General features: G+C 63.7%; 9 protein-coding genes. 2 read left to right on the top strand and 7 right to left on the bottom strand.

Annotation, left to right across the window (positions count from 1 at the left end; genetic code table 11):
• Positions 1–265: 265 nt before the first annotated feature.
• Together ovoA and VJ673_RS17375 are read left to right on the top strand one after the other, a co-directional pair.
• A complete protein-coding gene (gene ovoA / locus VJ673_RS17380) occupies positions 266–2,653 on the top strand; it encodes a 5-histidylcysteine sulfoxide synthase (RefSeq protein WP_324127416.1) in 2,388 nt (795 codons plus the stop codon).
• 49 nt (positions 2,654–2,702) lie between these two features.
• Complete coding sequence (locus tag VJ673_RS17375) at positions 2,703–5,411, top strand: bifunctional acetate--CoA ligase family protein/GNAT family N-acetyltransferase (protein ID WP_324127415.1); 2,709 nt, start codon at positions 2,703–2,705, stop codon at positions 5,409–5,411.
• Here VJ673_RS17375 and VJ673_RS17370 read toward each other — a convergent pair.
• The 7 genes from VJ673_RS17370 to tssE all read right to left on the bottom strand — a co-directional run bounded on the left by VJ673_RS17370 (position 5,398) and on the right by tssE (position 17,866).
• Positions 5,398–8,412 carry a bifunctional diguanylate cyclase/phosphodiesterase gene (locus VJ673_RS17370; protein WP_324127472.1) on the bottom strand — a complete coding sequence of 1,005 codons (3,015 nt, stop codon included), beginning with the start codon at positions 8,410–8,412 and terminating at the stop codon, positions 5,398–5,400. The two genes, VJ673_RS17375 and VJ673_RS17370, sit on opposite strands and share 14 nt — an antisense overlap.
• Positions 8,413–8,659: 247 nt before the next feature.
• The gene (locus VJ673_RS17365) at positions 8,660–9,991 is read right to left on the bottom strand and encodes an HlyD family type I secretion periplasmic adaptor subunit (protein WP_324127414.1); all 1,332 of its coding nucleotides are present in this window, start codon (positions 9,989–9,991) and stop codon (positions 8,660–8,662) included.
• On the bottom strand, positions 9,988–11,721 hold the full coding sequence (locus tag VJ673_RS17360) for a type I secretion system permease/ATPase (RefSeq protein WP_324127413.1): 1,734 nt from the start codon (positions 11,719–11,721) through the stop codon (positions 9,988–9,990). Before VJ673_RS17360 ends, VJ673_RS17365 begins: the two co-directional genes overlap by 4 nt.
• A 78-nt stretch (positions 11,722–11,799) precedes the next feature.
• Positions 11,800–14,505, bottom strand: coding sequence for a type VI secretion system ATPase TssH (gene tssH, locus VJ673_RS17355; RefSeq protein ID WP_324127412.1), 2,706 nt, complete (start codon positions 14,503–14,505; stop codon positions 11,800–11,802).
• Positions 14,506–14,525: 20 nt separating this feature from the next.
• Positions 14,526–15,584 (bottom strand): type VI secretion system baseplate subunit TssG, encoded by a 1,059-nt coding sequence (tssG, locus tag VJ673_RS17350; protein ID WP_324127411.1) that lies wholly within the window; start codon positions 15,582–15,584, stop codon positions 14,526–14,528.
• A complete protein-coding gene (gene tssF, locus VJ673_RS17345) occupies positions 15,548–17,386 on the bottom strand; it encodes a type VI secretion system baseplate subunit TssF (protein WP_324127410.1) in 1,839 nt (612 codons plus the stop codon). The genes tssG and tssF overlap by 37 nt, the downstream gene beginning before the upstream one ends.
• Complete coding sequence (gene tssE, locus VJ673_RS17340; protein ID WP_324127409.1) at positions 17,387–17,866, bottom strand: type VI secretion system baseplate subunit TssE; 480 nt, start codon at positions 17,864–17,866, stop codon at positions 17,387–17,389.
• Positions 17,867–17,900 lie beyond the last annotated feature (34 nt).

Here is a 17,900-nt window from a genome sequence, read left to right as displayed (position 1 = left end):
GCGAAAGTCCGCCGATCCTCGACGACACGGCCGCGCCGTCCGCGAAAAGGCCTTCAAAAAGACGTAAATTTGTTATTTAAAACAGAAAGTTACAGATACACCGAAATATCCGGAGGCCGCATCTTCACATACCGGTAGAAGAGATGCAAGACAAGCACGCTCCGCACCGGTCGGCTTTACCATGGCATAGCGCCCACGGCGAGGGTATCCTTTGCCGCTGAAGCCCTTCCATGTCTTCAATTCTCCCCGGACAGGAGACTCCGCGATGACGATCGAAACGACCGAAGAAGCGTGGCGACAAAACCTGAGCGGAAGGTTCGAGTCGCAGCTTGCGCTTCCACGACCGGCCGACTGGTGGACCGGACTCCCTCCCTCGCGCAGCCCCGGCCTGCGGCCCGACGGCACGCTGACCTCACTGCCGCTGCCCGATCTCGCCCGCTGCACACGCAGCGAAGTCCAGGCCTACTTCGACAACGGCTGGACGCTCACCGAACTCCTGTTCTCGGGCCTGATCGGCGAGGAGGCCTTCTATCGGCCGCCTTACCACCATCTACGGCATCCGATGCTCTTCTACTACTGCCATCCGCCGGCACTGTATGTGAACAAGCTGCGGGTGGCTGGGCTGATCGATGCGCCGATCAACCCCTACTTCGAGCGCATCTTCGAAACCGGCGTCGACGAGATGCGCTGGGACGACATGTCGAAGAACACGATGCTGTGGCCGTCCTTCGACGAAGCGCACGCCTACCGGAAGACGGTGTATCGGCGCGTCGGCGAAGTCATCGCGCAACACCCCGACCTGGCCGACGGCCATGCGCCAATCACGCAAGCGCATCCGCTTTGGGCCCTTTTCATGGGCTTCGAGCACGAGCGCATCCACCTCGAAACCTCGTCGGTGCTGATGCACGAGCTGCCGCTGAATCTGCTCCGCCGCCCAGATGCGTGGCCTGCCCTGCATCCGTCCGCCCGCAGAAGCGCTCAAAGGAACACAGAACCCCAACCCGGCCGGGACTACCCGGAACTCGAGCTCCTGTCCGTGCCTGCAACGACCGTTCACTTGGGCAAGCCGGCCGACTGGCCTTCGTACGGCTGGGACAATGAATACGGTAGCCGAACGGTCGAGGTCCAGCCCTTTCGCGCCGGCAAACGGCTCGTCACAAACGGCGAGTTCCATCGCTTCGTTGCCGCCGGCGGCTATCGCGAAGCGCGCTGGTGGTCCGCAACCGGCTGGGAATGGCGCAAATACCGCAACATCAAGTGGCCAACCTTCTGGCTCCCGGAAGGCCCTGCCGGATACCACCAGTATCGCCTGCGCACGCTCTTCGAAGTCATTGAGATGCCTTGGGACTGGCCGGCAGAGGTCAACTGGCACGAGGCGAGCGCCTATTGCGCGTGGCTGTCGGAGCGTGACGGCGAGCAATACAGGCTCCTCAGCGAGGCCGAGCACAACGCGCTGCGCGACCCGGTCTCCCACGAGACGGACGATCCCGTGATGGCAGCCGACGGCCGCACGCTGCTGCACGATCGCGGGCTCAACCTCAATCTCGGCTGCGGCTCCTCGTCCCCGGTGGACGCCGGCCGCCCGACTGCGAAGGGCTTCCGCGACGTCTTCGGCAACGTGTGGCAATGGCTCGCCGACCATTTCAACCCGCTCCCCGGCGCCCAGGTCCATCCTTACTACGACGACTTCAGCAGCCCCTGCTACGACGGCCAGCACCAGATGATCCTCGGCGGCTCGTGGGTCTCGACGGGCGACGAAGCAAGCGTCTGGTCGCGCTTCCATTTCCGCCCACACTTCTTCCAGCATGCCGGCTTCCGTGTCGTGCAGGCTGAGCACGACGGCGGCGCGGTGCGTCTCGATACCGAAGACGCCGCGAGCCAGGTCTATGAAAGCGCGCAGATGGTCGACGACTACCTGCTGCTGCACTTCGGCAGCGCCGCCGAACAGATGCCCTTCGACTCAGGGCCGCGCGACGCCTGTCAATTCCCGCAGCGCTGCGCGCGCTGGCTGATCGAAGGCGCACGGGCCAGCGGAGCACCGATGGAGCGCGCCCTCGATATCGGCTGCGCGGTCGGCGGCGCGAGCTTCGAGCTCGCGCGGGCGTACCGCGAAGTCCTCGGCGTCGACCTCAGCCGTGCCTTCATCGATACCGCCGACGCCTTGAAGCGCAACGGCGTGTTGGAACACTTCTGCCGCGACGAGGGCGAACTCGGCCACCATGTCACCGCCCAGATCGATCCCGCGATCGCCCGCAAGCGCGTGAGCTTCCGTCAGGCGGACGCCTGTTCGCTGCCGACCGAGCTCGCCGACTACGATGCGGTGTTGATCTCCAACCTGCTCTGCCGCCTGCCGAGTCCGCGCTCCCTGCTTGGACGTCTCGGCGGGCCGCGCGGGCTCGTGCGCGTCGGCGGGATGCTGGCGATCTTCTCGCCCTACACCTGGCTCGAGCAGTTCACGCCGCGCGGTGCCTGGCTCGGGGGCTATTCGGACGCCAAGGGCCCGGTCCACAGTGCGGACACGCTGCGAGTGACACTCGCCGGCGACGGCTTCGAGCTCGTCAAGGAAGCCGAGTTTCCGCTGCTGATCCGCGAGCACGTTCGCAAGTACCAGTACATCGTCACCCACGCCCTGCTGTGCCGGCGCGTGCGATGATCCTCTTACGTCGTCAAACACACAGCCGAACGCGCCGCCGAATCGAATCATGAGCTTCCGCTACCTGCAGAGCCTGTTCAACCCGCAGTCGATCGCAGTCATCGGCGCGAGCTCGCGACCCCACCGCATCGGCAGCGTGCTGATGCGCAACCTGCTCGCGGGCGGCTTCGCCGGCGTCATCATGCCGGTCAATCCCAAGCGCGACGCCGTGGGCGGCGTTCTCGCCTACCCCGACGTCGACGCGCTGCCGCGGACGCCAGACCTCGCGATCATCTGCACCCCCGCCGCGACCATCCCTGGCATCCTCGAGCAGCTCGGGCGACGCGGCACCCGCGCGGCGATCGTGATGGCCGGTCACCTCGCCACCACGATCGGCCCCGACGGCCGTCCGCTCGACCAGACGATCCTCGAGACCGCCCGCCGCCACGGCATCCGCCTGCTCGGGGGCGGCACACTCGGCGTAATGGTGCCGCAGTTCGGGCTCAACGCGACCTTCTCCCAGGTCAGCGTCCAGCCCGGCAACGTCGGCTTCGTATCCCAGTCGGACGCGGTCGGCACCATGGTGCTCGACTGGGCCCTGCCCAAGAAAGTCGGCTTCTCCCACTTCGTCTCGCTCGGCAGCGCGCTCGACATCGGCTTCGGCGAAGCCCTCGATTTCCTCGGCAGCGACCCCGGAACGCGGGCGATCCTGCTCTATATCGAATCGATCCGTGACCGCCGCAGCTTCATGGCCGCGGCGCGCTCGGCCGCCCGCAACAAGCCGGTCGTCGCGATCAAGGCCGGACGCGCCCCTCGCAGCGCTTCAGCCTCCCTCGCCGACCCGCTCTTCCTCGACACCCCCGGCCTCATCGACGAAGACGACGTCTTCGACGCAGTGCTTCGCCGCGCCGGCATCCTGCGCGTTGACGACCTCGACGAACTCTTCGGCGCCGTCGAAACGGTCGTCCGTTCGCGGCCCATGGTCGGCAACCGGCTGGTCGTCGTCAGCAACGGCGGCGGCGCCGGCGTCATGGCCGAGGACAGCCTTCACCTCGGCGGGTACACGATGCCCGAACTGCAGGAAAACACGGTCACGCGGCTGCGTCGCCTGCTTCCGACCGGCTGGGACGGCCGCAACCCGATCGACATCCGCGTCGACGCGCCACCCAAGCGCTATGATGACGTCCTCAAGATCCTCGCCGAAAACCGCGACGGCGACGCGATCCTGCTCGTGCACACCCCGAATGCATTGACGAGCAGCATCGACACCGCGCAGGCGGTCATCAAGACCATCCGCAGTTCGGGCGGCAACCTTCTCACCTGCTGGGTCGGCGACGAAAGCGTGGCCGCCGAACGCAAACTCTTCGTCGACTCCGGGATCGCCACCTTCGACACGCCGGAGCACGCGACACGCGCCTTCCTGCACATGGTCAATCACCGCCTCGCACGCGAAGTCCTGATGCAGGTCCCGCCGTCGATGCCACACGACTTCCTGCCGGACGTCGAACGCGCCCGCGCCATCGTCCGCCGCGCCCTTGCCGAAGGCCGTACCCGCCTCACCGAACCGGAAGCGAAGACGATCCTCGACGCCTACGGCATCCCGGTCGTGGAAAGCGTCTTGGCCGCCAATCCGCAAGAAGTAGCTCGCGTCGCAGATCGCATTGGCCCACCGGTGTCGGTCACCGTCATGTCGCGCGACATCCGCCGCAAATGGGAAGTCGGCGGTGTCGCGTTGAACGTCGAGACACCTGCAGCAGCCGCGGCCGCTGCCCAAGGCATGCTCACCCGTATCGGCGCGCTGCGGCCGGACACCCCAGTCAGCGGCTTCGCCGTGCAAAGGATGGAATCGCGCGCCCACGCCCGCCAGCTCATCATCGGCGTCGCGACCGACCCGCTGTTCGGACCGATCATCGTGTTCGGCGAAGGCGGCCGCGCGCTCGAAGTCTACCGCCATATGGCCGTGGGCCTGCCGCCGCTCAACCTGCCGCTCGCCCAGGACCTGATCGACCGCAGTCGCGCCGCCGCGATGCTCGCCGCCTACCACACTCATCCGCAAGCCGATCGCGATGCGATCGCCCTGACGCTGATAAAGGTCTCACAGCTCGTCGTCGACCTGCCCGAGATCCGGGAGCTCGACATCAACCCGCTGTTCGCCGACGATCGAGGGGTGATCGCCGTCGATGCGCACATTCAGATCTCCGCCGAAGCGCCCAAGGCGCAGCGCCTCTCGATCCGTCCCTATCCGGAAGGGCTCGAAGAAACGACGACGCTGCGCAACGGCCGTTCGGTCGTCCTGCGCCCGATCCGCCCAGAAGATGAACCGACGCACTACGTCTTCATGTCGCGGCTCACGCCGGAAGATATCCTGTTCCGCTTCTTCCACTACATCGGCACGCTGCCGCACAGCGAAATGGCGCGCCTGACGCAAATCGACTACGACCGCGAGATGGCCTTCATCGCCAGTGCCCAGGATGACGACGGCCAACCGGAAACTCTCGGCGTCATCCGCGCGATCGCCGACCCGGACAAGCACAGCGCCGAATTCTCGATCATCATCCGCTCCGACATGAAAGGCCTGGGCTTGGGGTCAAAGCTGATGATCAAGATGATCGACTACGCGCGCCAACGAGGCATCCACGAAATGACCGGCGACGTCATGGCCGAGAATGCACCGATGCTCAAGCTGTTGAAGGTCTTTGGCTTCAGCGCGGGTGCCTCCGACGAGCCCGGCATCGTCCACGTAAGCCTCCCGCTTCAAGAAGAAGCTAGCTCGCACTAGGGCGGTCGCTGACCGCCCGCTGCGATCCCACCGTCGCCGCCGGCGGCGTCGCCCTCGCCCGCAACCAGGTCTCGAAGTCCTGCACCGGCATCGGACGCGCAAAGAGATAGCCCTGCCCTTCGTCGCACCCTTCATCGTGGAGGAAGTGCCGCTGGGCCTCGGTCTCGATCCCCTCCGCAATTACCTTGAAACCAAGGTTGTGGCTCAGCGCTATGACCGCCCGGCTAATCGCCACATCCCACGGATGGTCAGGCACGTCCTTCACGAACGCGCGGTCGAGCTTGATCGTGTCGATGGGCAATTTCTTGAGATAGGCGAGCGACGAATAACCGGTACCGAAATCGTCGATCGCGGTCGTGATTCCGAGTGCCTGGATCTCGTTCAACACCTTCCGTCCATGGTCGGGATTCTCCATGATGACCGTTTCGGTGATCTCGATCTCGAGCACGGAGGGCGGCAGGTTCCACTGCGAGGTCACGCGACGCAATACCGCAACGAAGTCGCTGCGTTCGATCTGTGGTCCTGCCACATTGACGCCGAGCCGCCCGACGTTCAACCCCGCATCCAGCCACCGCCGCGCCGCTTCGCCGACCATCTCGAGCACCTGCTCCCCGATCGGGATGATGAGGCCACTGCGCTCGGCCAGTGGAATAAACTCGATTGGCGGAATTAGGCCGCGCTCCGGATCTCGCCAGCGGATCAAGGCCTCCGCTCCGAGATAAGCGCCGTCCGCGAGGCTGAACTGCGGCTGGAACCACACCTCGAACTCCCGTTTCTCGATCGCCCGGCGCAGCGCATTCTCAAGATGCAGCCGCGACTGAGCCTCCTGCGTCATGCTCCGCTGATAGAAGCGATAGGTATTCCTGCCCGCGCCCTTCGCTTCATACATCGCGGCATCGGCGTTGCGGATCAGCTCGGTCACCGAGTCGCCGTCGTCCGGGTAGACGGCCACGCCAATGCTGGTCGTCACCATGCCGTTGCCGCCTGTCATCTGGAATGGCGCCTGGATCACCGAAAGAATCCGCCGGATCACCTCCACGGCGTCGGTCCCTTCGCTCAGCTCGGAAAGAATGACCGCAAATTCGTCCCCGCCGAGGCGGGCGACCGTGTCTTCAATACGGACGCAGGTGTTGAGTCGAGCAGCAACCAACTGCAGCAGCTGGTCGCCGACCGGATGGCCGAGACTGTCATTGATCGTCTTGAATCCGTCGAGATCGAGCAGCAACACGCCGATCTTGTGCTGATACCGACCGCCGCGATCGATCGCGTGTTGCATCCGATCCTGGAACAGCACACGGTTCGGCAAGGCGGTGAGCGGATCGAAATGCGCGAGCCGCTCGAGGTCTTCCTGGCTCCGCTTGATTGCCGAGATGTCCGAGAACACGCCAACGAAATTGCAGATGCTGCCGTCGGCATTCCGAACGGCGCTGATCGTCAGCCACTCGGGAAAGATCTCGCCGCTCTTGCGACGATTCCAGATCTCACCCTGCCAATCCCCCGCAGTCGTGATCGAACTCCAGAGCGCCTGGTAGAAGTCGGCCTCGTGACGACTGGACTTGAGGATGCTCGGGCGCTTGCCCCTGACTTCATCGGCAGCGTAACCGGTGATTTCCGTGAAGGCCGGATTGGTCGCGACGATCAGTCCGGCCGGATCCGTGACGACGACGCCGTCCGCGGTGCATTCCAGCACCGTCGAAGCGAGGCGCAGCGCGTCCTCGGACGCCTTGCGCTGCGTGATATCCGTCGACATCCCGATGACTGCGATCGCGTGTCCGCTTTCATCGTGCAAAGGGCACTTCGTCGTCAGGTAGGTATGCACGCCGTGCGCGTCGAGCCCCGTCTCCTCGAACTCGCACATCCGCCCCAACTCAAGCACCTTGTGGTCGTTGGCCTGATGCTGCCGGGCGATGTGAGTCGGCAGGAACTCTTCGCGCGTCCGTCCGAGCAGTTCGTCGCTCGACCGGCCGACCATCGACTCGAACGGACGATTGCACAACAGCAGCCGCCCTTCGAGATCGAACATATACATCAGTGCCGGCGCGTTATCGACGATCGCCTGCAGCGTATTCTTGCTGTCCCGCAAGGCCCGCTCGGCGCGCTGGCGCTCCTGGCTCTCTGTCTCCAGCAGCCCGTGCCGCTCATGCAACTGGCGGTGACGTGCGACAAGCATCGCGGCCAACAAGGCAAGCAGCAAGGAATTTGCCAGCGCGGCAAGAAAATACTGCGAGTCGATGATCGCCAACCGCGGCCACCCGTCGATCGGGATCGCGGCGAGCGTCCATTCGCCCCCGGGTACACCGAGCTTCGTGACGACCGGATCATGGGCAAACACCCTCGCGTCGCCCCCGACAAGTCCGCCCGCGGCGCCCTCGCCATCCTTGCCCCGGACGCCGATGCGCAAGGATGTCGACGACGTGACGCCGCCATCGACCAGAATCCGGTCGATGTCCCCGACAATCGAGATCACGCCCCAATATCCGCTGCGGCCCGAAGTACCGGTCGAACTCAGCACCACCGGGGCGCGAACGATCACCGCTGAGCCCCCCTGGACGAGCGGGACAGGTCCCGACAGCACGGGCACGCCTGAGGTCATCGCCCGCTCGACGGTTCGCCACTGCTCGGGAATCGCGCGGTAATCGAGCCCGAGCGCCTTTTCATTGCTCGACAACGGATAAAGGCGCGTGATCACATTGCCCGGGGCATAGGCGATGTTCTTGATCTGCGGATGATTGCGGATGATCTGTTCCGCCATCGCATCGAAGAGTTCCTGCGGTATGTCGCCCTGGTACTGCACGAGGTGAACGATCCCCTCTGCGCCGCTGAGCGCCTCCTTCATCACCCCGTCGAGTTCCGCGTGAACGACGGCCAGCTCGGCGATTGTCCTGCTCCGCGCATCGCTGAGCTTGCGTGCCGCATCCAGACGCCCAAGCGCAATCCCTATAGCCAACCCGGCAATCAGCACCACCATGCCGACCAGCCAAGGCAGCACGCGAAGCAACATCTTCACAGCGGGAGAAAGCGGCCTGTTCGACAAGGCAATCCTGAAGCGGCGACAGCTCTGTATTGCATCGCTTTGTCCCCATCGGCTGTGGATAAACCTGTGAGCTGCCGATGGATGGCGTCGCCAAGTGCTTCTGCCAACGGGGTTTCGGAATCCTGCATCATTTTTGGGCAGCTATCGACAGATCGGAGTTGATTAATCAGCTCTATCTGTCGCCGCTGCGCCTCGCTTCCGAATATCCGCTGGTTCAACGCTCGCGGCCCGCGCGTCGCAGGACTTGGGTGATCGGCTCGACCAGATATTGCAGCGGCGTACGTTCTTCACCCTTGATATAGACTTCCGCAGGCATGCCCGCCAGCAGCTGAATGTTGCCGGCATCGGCCAGCGATGCCGGATCGACCTCGATCAGGGCGCTGTAGTACGCGACGTTCGCATTCTGATCGACCAAGCGGTCAGCCGACACATAGCTCACCCGCCCCTGCACCATCTTCGTCGTCCGGTACTTGAAGGCTGTAAAGCGCAGCTCCGCGGGCTGATCCTTCGTGACGCGACTCGAATCCTCTGTGCGCAGCCGCGCTTCCACCACCAGCAGGGGGTCCTTCGGAACGATGTCCGCGATCGGCTCACGGGGGGCGATGACTGCCCCTGGCGTCGTAAACTTCAGGCCGATCACCTCGCCGTCCGCCGGCGACATGATCACCTGGCGCGCGGCCGCGTCGACCGACTTGCGCTGCTCCTGCTCGATTTCCGTCAGCCGTGCAGCCGTCACTTTCAACTGGTCGCTCGCCTGCTGGCGGAAATCGCTCTCCAGCGACCGCACCTTCAGGTCGATCTCCACGACCCGCTGTTCGGCGCGCGCAAGATCTGTGCGCTTTTCCTCGAGCTTGACGCCATAGTCCGCGACACTCGCTTCCAGCTGCGTGATGCGGGACGTCGAAATGAAACCATCCTTTTGCAGGCTGCGATTGCGGTCGAGGTCTTCCTGCTGGTGCTTGAGCGCGAGTTCAGCTTGCGCAATCTGCCCCTTCAGCGCGGCCATTTCCGAGAACACCATGGTTCGCTGGCTGCTCAACAACGACAACTGGCCGACGATCCCGTTGCGATGCGCAGCGAACAACGCCCGCTCCTTGCCGAGCAGTTCCGCCAGGCGCGCATCCTTGCCTGCCGCCTCGACCAAGTCGGCCGGAAACGCCAGCGTGCCGGCAAAGGCCTGTTCGGCCTCCAGCCGCACCATGCCGAGGCGCTCGGCCTTGACCCGGTAGGTCCAGCGATTCTCATCGGCCGCGACACCCACGTCGCCCAGCACGATCAAGGTATCGCCCTGCTTCACATGCTGCCCGTCGCGGACCTTTACCTCGCTCACGATGCCGCCTTCGGCGTGCTGCACGGTGCGCCGGTTGAGATCGACCTTGACGACCCCCGGGGCGACGACCGCGGAACTCAAGGGTGCCAGGGCAAGCCACAGCACCGCCGGAAGCAGGCCGCCCAGCAGGACATACTTGCCGCTTCGCGCCAGCCGACGGGCCTCGGTCTGATGCACAACCACCGAATCGCCCACTACAGTCATTGCGCCGCTCATCGTGCTGCCTCGCCTGCTTCCATTCCCGGCCGGGCCAATGCCGCTCCCGGCAGAGGCACCACCTGCCCACCGCCCGCGACGCGCCCGCCATGCATTGCTCCCATTACCTCGGCAACAGGCCCGAACTTCTGCGCCCGACCGCCTTCGATCAGCAGGATCTTGTCGATGTGCTGAACCAGGGTCGTCCGGTGCGTTACGATCACGACCGTCGTGTTACCGCGCAGCGCCTTGAGTGTCTCGCCCAGCGCCTGTTCACCGGCGCCGTCGAGGTTCGAATTCGGCTCGTCGAGGATCACCAGCCGCGGGTCCCCGTACAGCGCACGCGCCAGCGCAATGCGCTGGCGCTGCCCCGGGGACAGCACCGCGCTCTGCGGGTCGATCACGGTATCGTAGCCGTCGGGCAAGCCGAGGATCATCTCGTGGCAGTTGGCGAGCTTCGCCGCACGCACGACCTTCTCGCCATCGACTTCACCGAGCCGCGCGATGTTCTCCGCCACGGTCCCGCCAAACAGTTCGACGTCCTGAGGCACATATCCGATGCAGGGCCCGATCTGATCACGCGGCCACGCCGCGAGGTCTGCCCCATCGAGGCGGACGGTGCCCGCTGTCGGCTTCCACACACCGGTGAGCAGTCGCACCAACGTCGACTTGCCTGCACCGCTCGGGCCGATCACCGCAACCGATTCACCCGGCTCCAACTGCATCGACACACCCGCGAGAATCGTTCGGTCCCCGCGCGGCGGCCGATAGACCAGTTGTTGTGCAACCAGTTGCCCTGCCGGCGGCGGCAGATTCATCCGCTCCGGCTCCGCCGCAGCGGTGCCCAGCAAGTCCTGCAGTCGACGCCATGCCACCCGTCCTTCGGCCAGCACACGCCAGCTTCCGACCACCTGCTCCACCGGCGCGAGTGCACGGCCGAGCAGCGTCGTCGTCGCAATCATCACGCCGGCACTCGCCTCACCGTTGATCACCAGCCAGGCCCCCAGCGCCATCATCAGCACTTGGACGCTCTGGCGCACGACACGCGTAAAGGCCGTCATCGCCACCGACTTGCGCGCCGTCGGCGACTGCAATGCCAGCACGTCGGCATTGCGGGCGCGCCAGCGTGCGATCAGCGCGTCGCTCATGCCCAGAACCTGCGCGACCTCCGCGTTCTGAAGCGAAGCCTCGAGGTAGCGTGTGGCTTCGCTCGACGCCTTCACCACCCCTTCGATATCCCGCCGCGTCAGTCGGTCGTTCAAGTAAGCCAACGCGAGCATCAGCAACGCCGAAACGGCGGCGGCAATTCCAAGCGCGGGATGGGCAAGAAAGATCACTGCGACATAGACAACCACCCACGGCGCGTCGAACAGCGCAACGACACCCTGAGACGAGAACAAGGTCCGAAGCGACGCTACATCACGCAAGCCTTCCGATGGCGCCCGCCCGGCACGCTGCGCGCCCATCGCCAGCATGATCCGCGCGACCGCCGGAGACAGCGAGTCCGACACGAGATTGCCGATCACGCCCTGCAACCGGCTGCGCAAGTAGTCGAGCGCAAGCATCATCGCGAGTGCGATGCCGACGCCGAGCGTCAGCACCAGCAAGGTATCGCCACTCTGGCTCGAAAAGACGCGGTCGAACACCTGCAGCATGAACAACGACGGCACAAGCAGCAGAAGATTCACTACGAACGAGAAGCCCGCCACATGAAGTAGCGGACGCTTGAGAAGGTTGTACAGCGAATCCATGCTTTTCCGTCGAGAGATCAATCAATTGCAGTATAACACCGCCCCTCGCCGCAGCCCTGGCGACTCATGCGAATCGGTTCATTTGATCGAATAGCGGAATCCGCCGCTCTTCAAGGCCGTCACCCGGATCCTCTCGATCTCCGCACCGTCCGCCATGCGTCCCAATACGGCTTCGGCAATCTCCGGCAACAGCGTGCCGTTCAGGATGTGATCAACATTGCGAGCCCCCGAATCGACCTCGGTGCAGCGGGCGAGAACGGCATCCACCAGCTTTTCGTCCCACACGAAAGCCGCCCTGTGATTCGTCGCGACGCGGTCGCGGATGCGGCGCAGTTTGAGCGTGATGATTTGCGCCAGCACCTCATCCGAAATCGGATAGTAGGCCACCACCTGCATCCGCCCGAGAAAGGCTGGCTTGAACGCCTTGCACAGCACCGGCCGCAGCGCCGCCCCCAGGTCTTCTGCTGACGGCATCTCCTCGGCAGGCCGGTTCAGGCACGCCTGCATGATCTGGCTCGAGCCAACGTTGCTCGTCAGGATGATCAGGGTGTTGCGGAAATCGATTTCGCGCCCCTCGGCATCGTCGAGCACCCCCTTGTCGAAAACCTGGAAGAACAGCTCCAACACGTCGGGGTGCGCCTTTTCGACCTCGTCGAGCAGCACCACGCTATAAGGATTGCGCCGCACGGCCTCCGTCAGGACACCCCCTTCCCCATACCCGACATAGCCAGGGGGCGAACCCTTCAGCCCCGATACGCTGTGCGCCTCCTGGTATTCGCTCATATTGATGGTCACGAGCTTGCGCTCTCCGCCGTACAGGATATCTGCCAGGGCAAGCGCGGTTTCGGTCTTCCCGACGCCGGAGGGCCCGACGAACATGAAGACGCCCTTGGGCTTGTTCGGATCCTCGAGGTTCGCGCGCGCCGTCCGTATGCGTTGAGCAACCGACTCCAACGCATGGTCCTGCCCGATCACCCGCTCCTGCAGGAGCGCCTTCAGATTCAGCACCGTGCGAATTTCATCCTTCACCATCTTGCCGAGCGGAATTCCCGTCCATGCCGCCACGATTTCCGCGACGACATGGCCGTCCACCTGAAGCGGCACCATCGGCGTCTCGCCCTGCATGTCCCGCAATCGGGACATTAGCGCGTCCAACTCGTCCTTCGCGCCGCGCCACCCGACCGCACGACCTGCATCTGCGGCATAAGCGACATCCGCGTCGGCCTGCGGCTCCGCCGGATCTTCCATACCCCGCCGCAAGTCGAGGATCTTCCCCACCAAGGTCCGCTCTTCATCAAAGCGGGCCTTCCAGATCGCCAGATCGCATTCGACGGCTGCAATCTGCTCCCGCAATTCCACCAGGCGCACGTCGTGACCGGCTCCGGTCGTCGCCTCGCGCTCCAGCACGGCCAACTCGGCCCGGTCACGCAGCAATCGCTTTTCATCGTCATCGATGAGCGCGGGTGTCGAACTCTGGCCCAGCGCGACCTTCGCGCACGCGGTATCCAGCAGGCTGATCGCCTTGTCCGGCAGCTGACGGCCGCTGATGTAGCGGTGGGACAGCCGGACCGCCTCGGTAACCGCCTCGTCCAACACGCGGATCCCGAAATGGTCTTCCATCAACGGCACCATCCCGCGCAACATCGCGGCGGCCATGGGCTCCGTAGGCTCCTCGACCTTGACCACCTGAAAGCGGCGAGCCAACGCCGCATCCTTCTCGAAGTATTTCTTGTACTCCGCCCAGGTGGTGGCAGCGATGGTCCGCAGTTCTCCGCGGGCCAGGGCCGGCTTGAGCAAATTGGCCGCATCGTTCTGGCCCGATTGCCCTCCGGCACCGATCATGGTGTGGGCTTCGTCGATGAAAAGCACGATGGGCCGGAGACTGCCCTTCACCTCGTCGATGACGTTCTTCAGACGATTTTCGAACTCGCCCTTCACACTTGCCCCGGCCTGCAGCAAACCCATATCGAGCACATGAAGCTCGACCTCCTGCAAAGGCGCCGGCGCGTCGCCGGATGCGATTCGCAGTGCAAGCCCCTCAACGACTGCCGTCTTCCCCACGCCGGCCTCGCCGGTCAGGATGGGATTGTTCTGCCGCCGCCGCATCAGGATGTCGATCACGAGCCGGATCTCGCTGTCGCGCCCGATCACCGGATCGACCTTGCCGTCCCGGGCGCGTTGCGTCAGATTGGTCGTGAATTGATCCAGAGCCGGAGTAGCGGCGCCATCTCCAGTTATCGTCCGACCGTCGACGTTTTCGGCCGAGCCGGCCGTAGCAGCGTCCGGCGACAAACCGACTGCTTCAGTTGCCTCGACAGAACCCTCCGTCAGTGCCGAAAAGTTGTGCTTCAGCTCGCCCAATTTGACCTGCGCGAACAGAGACGACCCGCGCAAGGCCAACTGCGACAGCTCGGGCTCCGTCAGCAGCGCGAGTAGCAAATGGCCGGAGCGGATGCGAGGCAATCGTTCATCCAGCGAGGCCAGCAACCACGCCTGCTCGAACAGCCGGGGCAAATGCGGGGAGAAGACCGGCGTGCGCGAATTTCCGGTCTTGAATCCCTCGATCTCCTTCATCAAGTCCCGTTCCAGGGCCGACGGGCTGATTCCGCAGCGCGTGGCAATCACATATACATCGCTGTCATGCTGCTCAAGCAGTGCCAGGAACAAGTGTTCCAGGTCCACCTCGTAATTGCCGCGTCCCATGCAAAGACTCGCGGCGTGTTCTGCTGCCTTGCGACTGGTGTTGTTGAGTTTGCTGATCAGTATCTTGAGCGAAGTACTCATTGTTCTTGGCTTGTTTCGAGTCAATGGACAGGGTGCGATTCGAACATCGGATCGTCACGATCCGTGTCCGAGGGACGTGTGAGGATGAAACTGTCGAAACCGAGCCGCATTCCACCTCCAAGCCGCGCAGGGCGGACATCATCCGCGCGCAGGATGGGTCGAATCTCGTACTCGAAGTGGTGGCCGGACGAAAGCGAGAGCAGCTTCTCCAGCGCGGCCGCCCGCTCGCCCCGCGGGAGGAATTGGGCGTGCATGTCGCGTGCAAGCGGCCCGATCCAGATGCGAATGCGCAGATTCCGCTGCCAAACGCGTTCGCCCAGCAGCATCGAGGCCCCTAATGCGGCGTTCGTGCCGCCAAGCGTCGAACGCTGGTCCGGCGGCAGCGCATACCACTTCCCGACGAACTGCTCGATCCGCACCGGCACGCGAAAATAGCCCGCCAGCACGTCCTGCAGCACCGCGGCCGACAGCGGACGCTGCCGCAGCACGCCGGCGAAATGCGCGATGACTTCATCATCGACGCTACCCGAGTCGCTTTGAAATCGATCCCGCAGCGCATCGAAGCCCAAACCGGCGAGCGCAAGGACCATGGGCAGGAAGGACTGGCGCCGGTCTTGCTCATAGGCGACCGGCAGGCGGTATTTCTTCCAAGCGCGATAGAAATTGCCAACCGCCCGATTCGAGAAGAGATCGAAAAACGCGCGGGCAGCGCGATCCTTGTGATAGCGCTCGCGGTCGGCAACGCGCTCCGTATAGTGGGAAGGCAGCGTACCGTGAATGCCCAACATGCCGATAAAGCTGGGCGTGATTTCGATCCGTTCCAGCTCGCCGCGCGCCTGCCCTTCGGCATCGACGCGACGATGGCATTCCACAGCTTCGATCTGGCTTGGGGCGAATGCAAGCGCGGTTGAATTGCGGAAACGGATCGACTCCAAGGGCCTTTCGCGGGAGAGACGCGCCTCCCTGGCTGCGAATACCCGTTCCAGTACCCGGACCGCCTGGAAGAACTCGAATCGCTGCGGAGCCGAGACCAGTTGCTCGATCAGCCCAGGATCGATTCGCCGGTACGCGGGACGCATCGGATCAACTCCTCACCGGTCCTGCCCGATAGCAGCACCAGTTGTACGAAACTGTTCAAATGAGCATACAAGCTGAGGAAGCGGTCTATGCATCGGGCAAAGAGATCCAGACCGCTGCCCACGAAGTTCGCCTCGTCCACGGTGATCCTGACCTCCAGTCCGCGCACGAACGTCGCGAACGGCCGGCCCGCCATCCACACCGTCTTTTCCGCCTGCTCGATTGCGAGGATGCCGTCGATACGTCGCCGCGACGAAGCGGAGCGCGGCAAATCGTAGAGGGTCAGCATCTCGCGAAATGCCGCAACACCGCTTCCGCTCAGGGACAGATGATTCAGCGAGAGATGGGAAATCAGGCGCCACTGGCCACTGCCACGGTGGTCGAAGCGATATGGTTGGCTCGGTTTGCGCAGCAGCCGGACCGACTTCGCGACCGATCCGCCTTCGACGAACAGATCTCCCGACGGCAAGCCAACCGACATGAACGTCGGCAACTCGCGATTGGTGCAGGTGAGCTGGATGCTCAGGACATCGGCCTTTTCCTGAACAGGATCGAAATCGGAATCGACCAGCGAAATTTCCGTCTCGTACCCGGGGCTTCTTGCAGCCACCAGCGCATTGCGCTGCGCATACCAGTAGTTGCCATGACGGCCCACATCCTCGCCGTGCTGCAGCGAAAACAAGGGGCGAAACTCCGTGACCGTCTCGCCGGTAGAGCACTGGCGCACGCGTCGTACGGCGTCGATCGAGTAGACCTCGTACGCGAATGCACGACGGCCATCCGCCACGACCGGGTAGCTCGACGCTCTTTCAGTCACGCGGATCGGATCGCCCCGTTGCTGAAACAGGTTCACGACCGGCACGCACCCCAGCCTGAAATTCTTCGCCGTGAGTGTCTGCAATAGACGCGACGCATCGCTGTCCGCGCGCAATTCCTTCATGACCAGCAACAGCGTAATCCGCGTCTGCGCACGTACCGACCGTGACAACCGGGGCAAGGCGACGTCGAAAAAATTGTACTTCTCCGGGAAGGCGAAATATTCAGTCAGGTGCCGATAGGCGCGGTGAGAACTGGCCGGCATATCGATCAGCGCCTCATCATCGGCGAACCCGACCTCGCCGATCAGATCCTCCGGGCACGCTATCCATCTCCCGTCCTCTCCCATGACGAATGCCTTGGCGAGTTTGAGGAACAAGGCATCGCGTACCGCGACCGCCACGGACGGCTCGGCGTCGATGTAGAAGCGCAACGGAAACTGGCCGATGGTCGCCTGCGTGCCCTCACCCTTCGGCATTTCAAGAGTCAACGACAGCGACGCGCAACTGCCGACGGGCAATGAAAGGTCTGCGGGCGCGCGGATGACGGGTTCAAAGGCCGCGTCGACCACCCGCACAGGCACGAGATCGACCGACCAGGCGGTACGGAACCGGCAGACCGCGCCCTTTACCGGACGTGAATGCAGATCCGTCCCGCGCGGGATGGTCACAGGGGTCGACAGGGCCTGGGCGTTGCCTTCTGTATCGAAATGCGCAATCGAACAGGACGGAAACGGTCGCAGATAATGCGGATACAGAACGTTGAGGAGCGCCTCGGTGAACTGAGGATAGCTGTCCTCGAGTTTCTTGGTGACTCGCGCATTCAACAGCGCAAAGGATTCGATCATCCGCTCGACGTGCGGATCGTCGCAGCCTTCGCCGGAGATCAGCAGTTGCGCTGCGATCTTTGGATAGCGCTCGGCAAATTCCCGCGCGTGCCGGCGCAGGAATCCCAGTTCCCGCTCGTAATACGGAAGCAGTTCCTCCATTCAGGATGCCACTCCGCGCAATCGCTGTTTGTTCACGGAATACTGCAACGTCGTGGGTTGCAGCAAGGCGTCGAAGCACACGGGCTCCTGCGCCGGCCTCACGACCAGCACGGCCCGGATCGAAAAATAGAGTGCATTGGTCGATTGACGATTGAGTTCCAGCGTCACATGCACATCCTTGAGGCGCGGTTCGTGACGTGCAATCGCCCTTTCGATCGATCCACAGATGCGGAAACGATCGTGGACACTGGCCAGGCTAAGTCCGGCGAAGTCGCTCAACCCGAAGCTGGCGACCGAGTCGGAAACTTGGGGAAAAGCCTCTATCGCCTCGTCGTCGATGATCGTGCGCGCATTCAAGAGTGCTTCGAGATCCCGTGCGACCGAGTCCTTCAATTCCTCAAGGGAAAGACGACGACGCGTCGCGAGCATCGGCACGTCGTCGAAGAGTTTGTCGAATAGCGACGGTTCGAATTCCTTCATCGCGAAGGCCGGAAAAAAAGCGGCGGAAACGCAA

Origin of the sequence: Aromatoleum sp. (assembly GCF_035254505.1) — a bacterium.
Classification (GTDB): domain Bacteria; phylum Pseudomonadota; class Gammaproteobacteria; order Burkholderiales; family Rhodocyclaceae; genus Aromatoleum.
The sequence above is the reverse complement of the archived record's forward strand: the minus strand, read 5'-3'. Positions and strand labels throughout refer to the sequence as shown.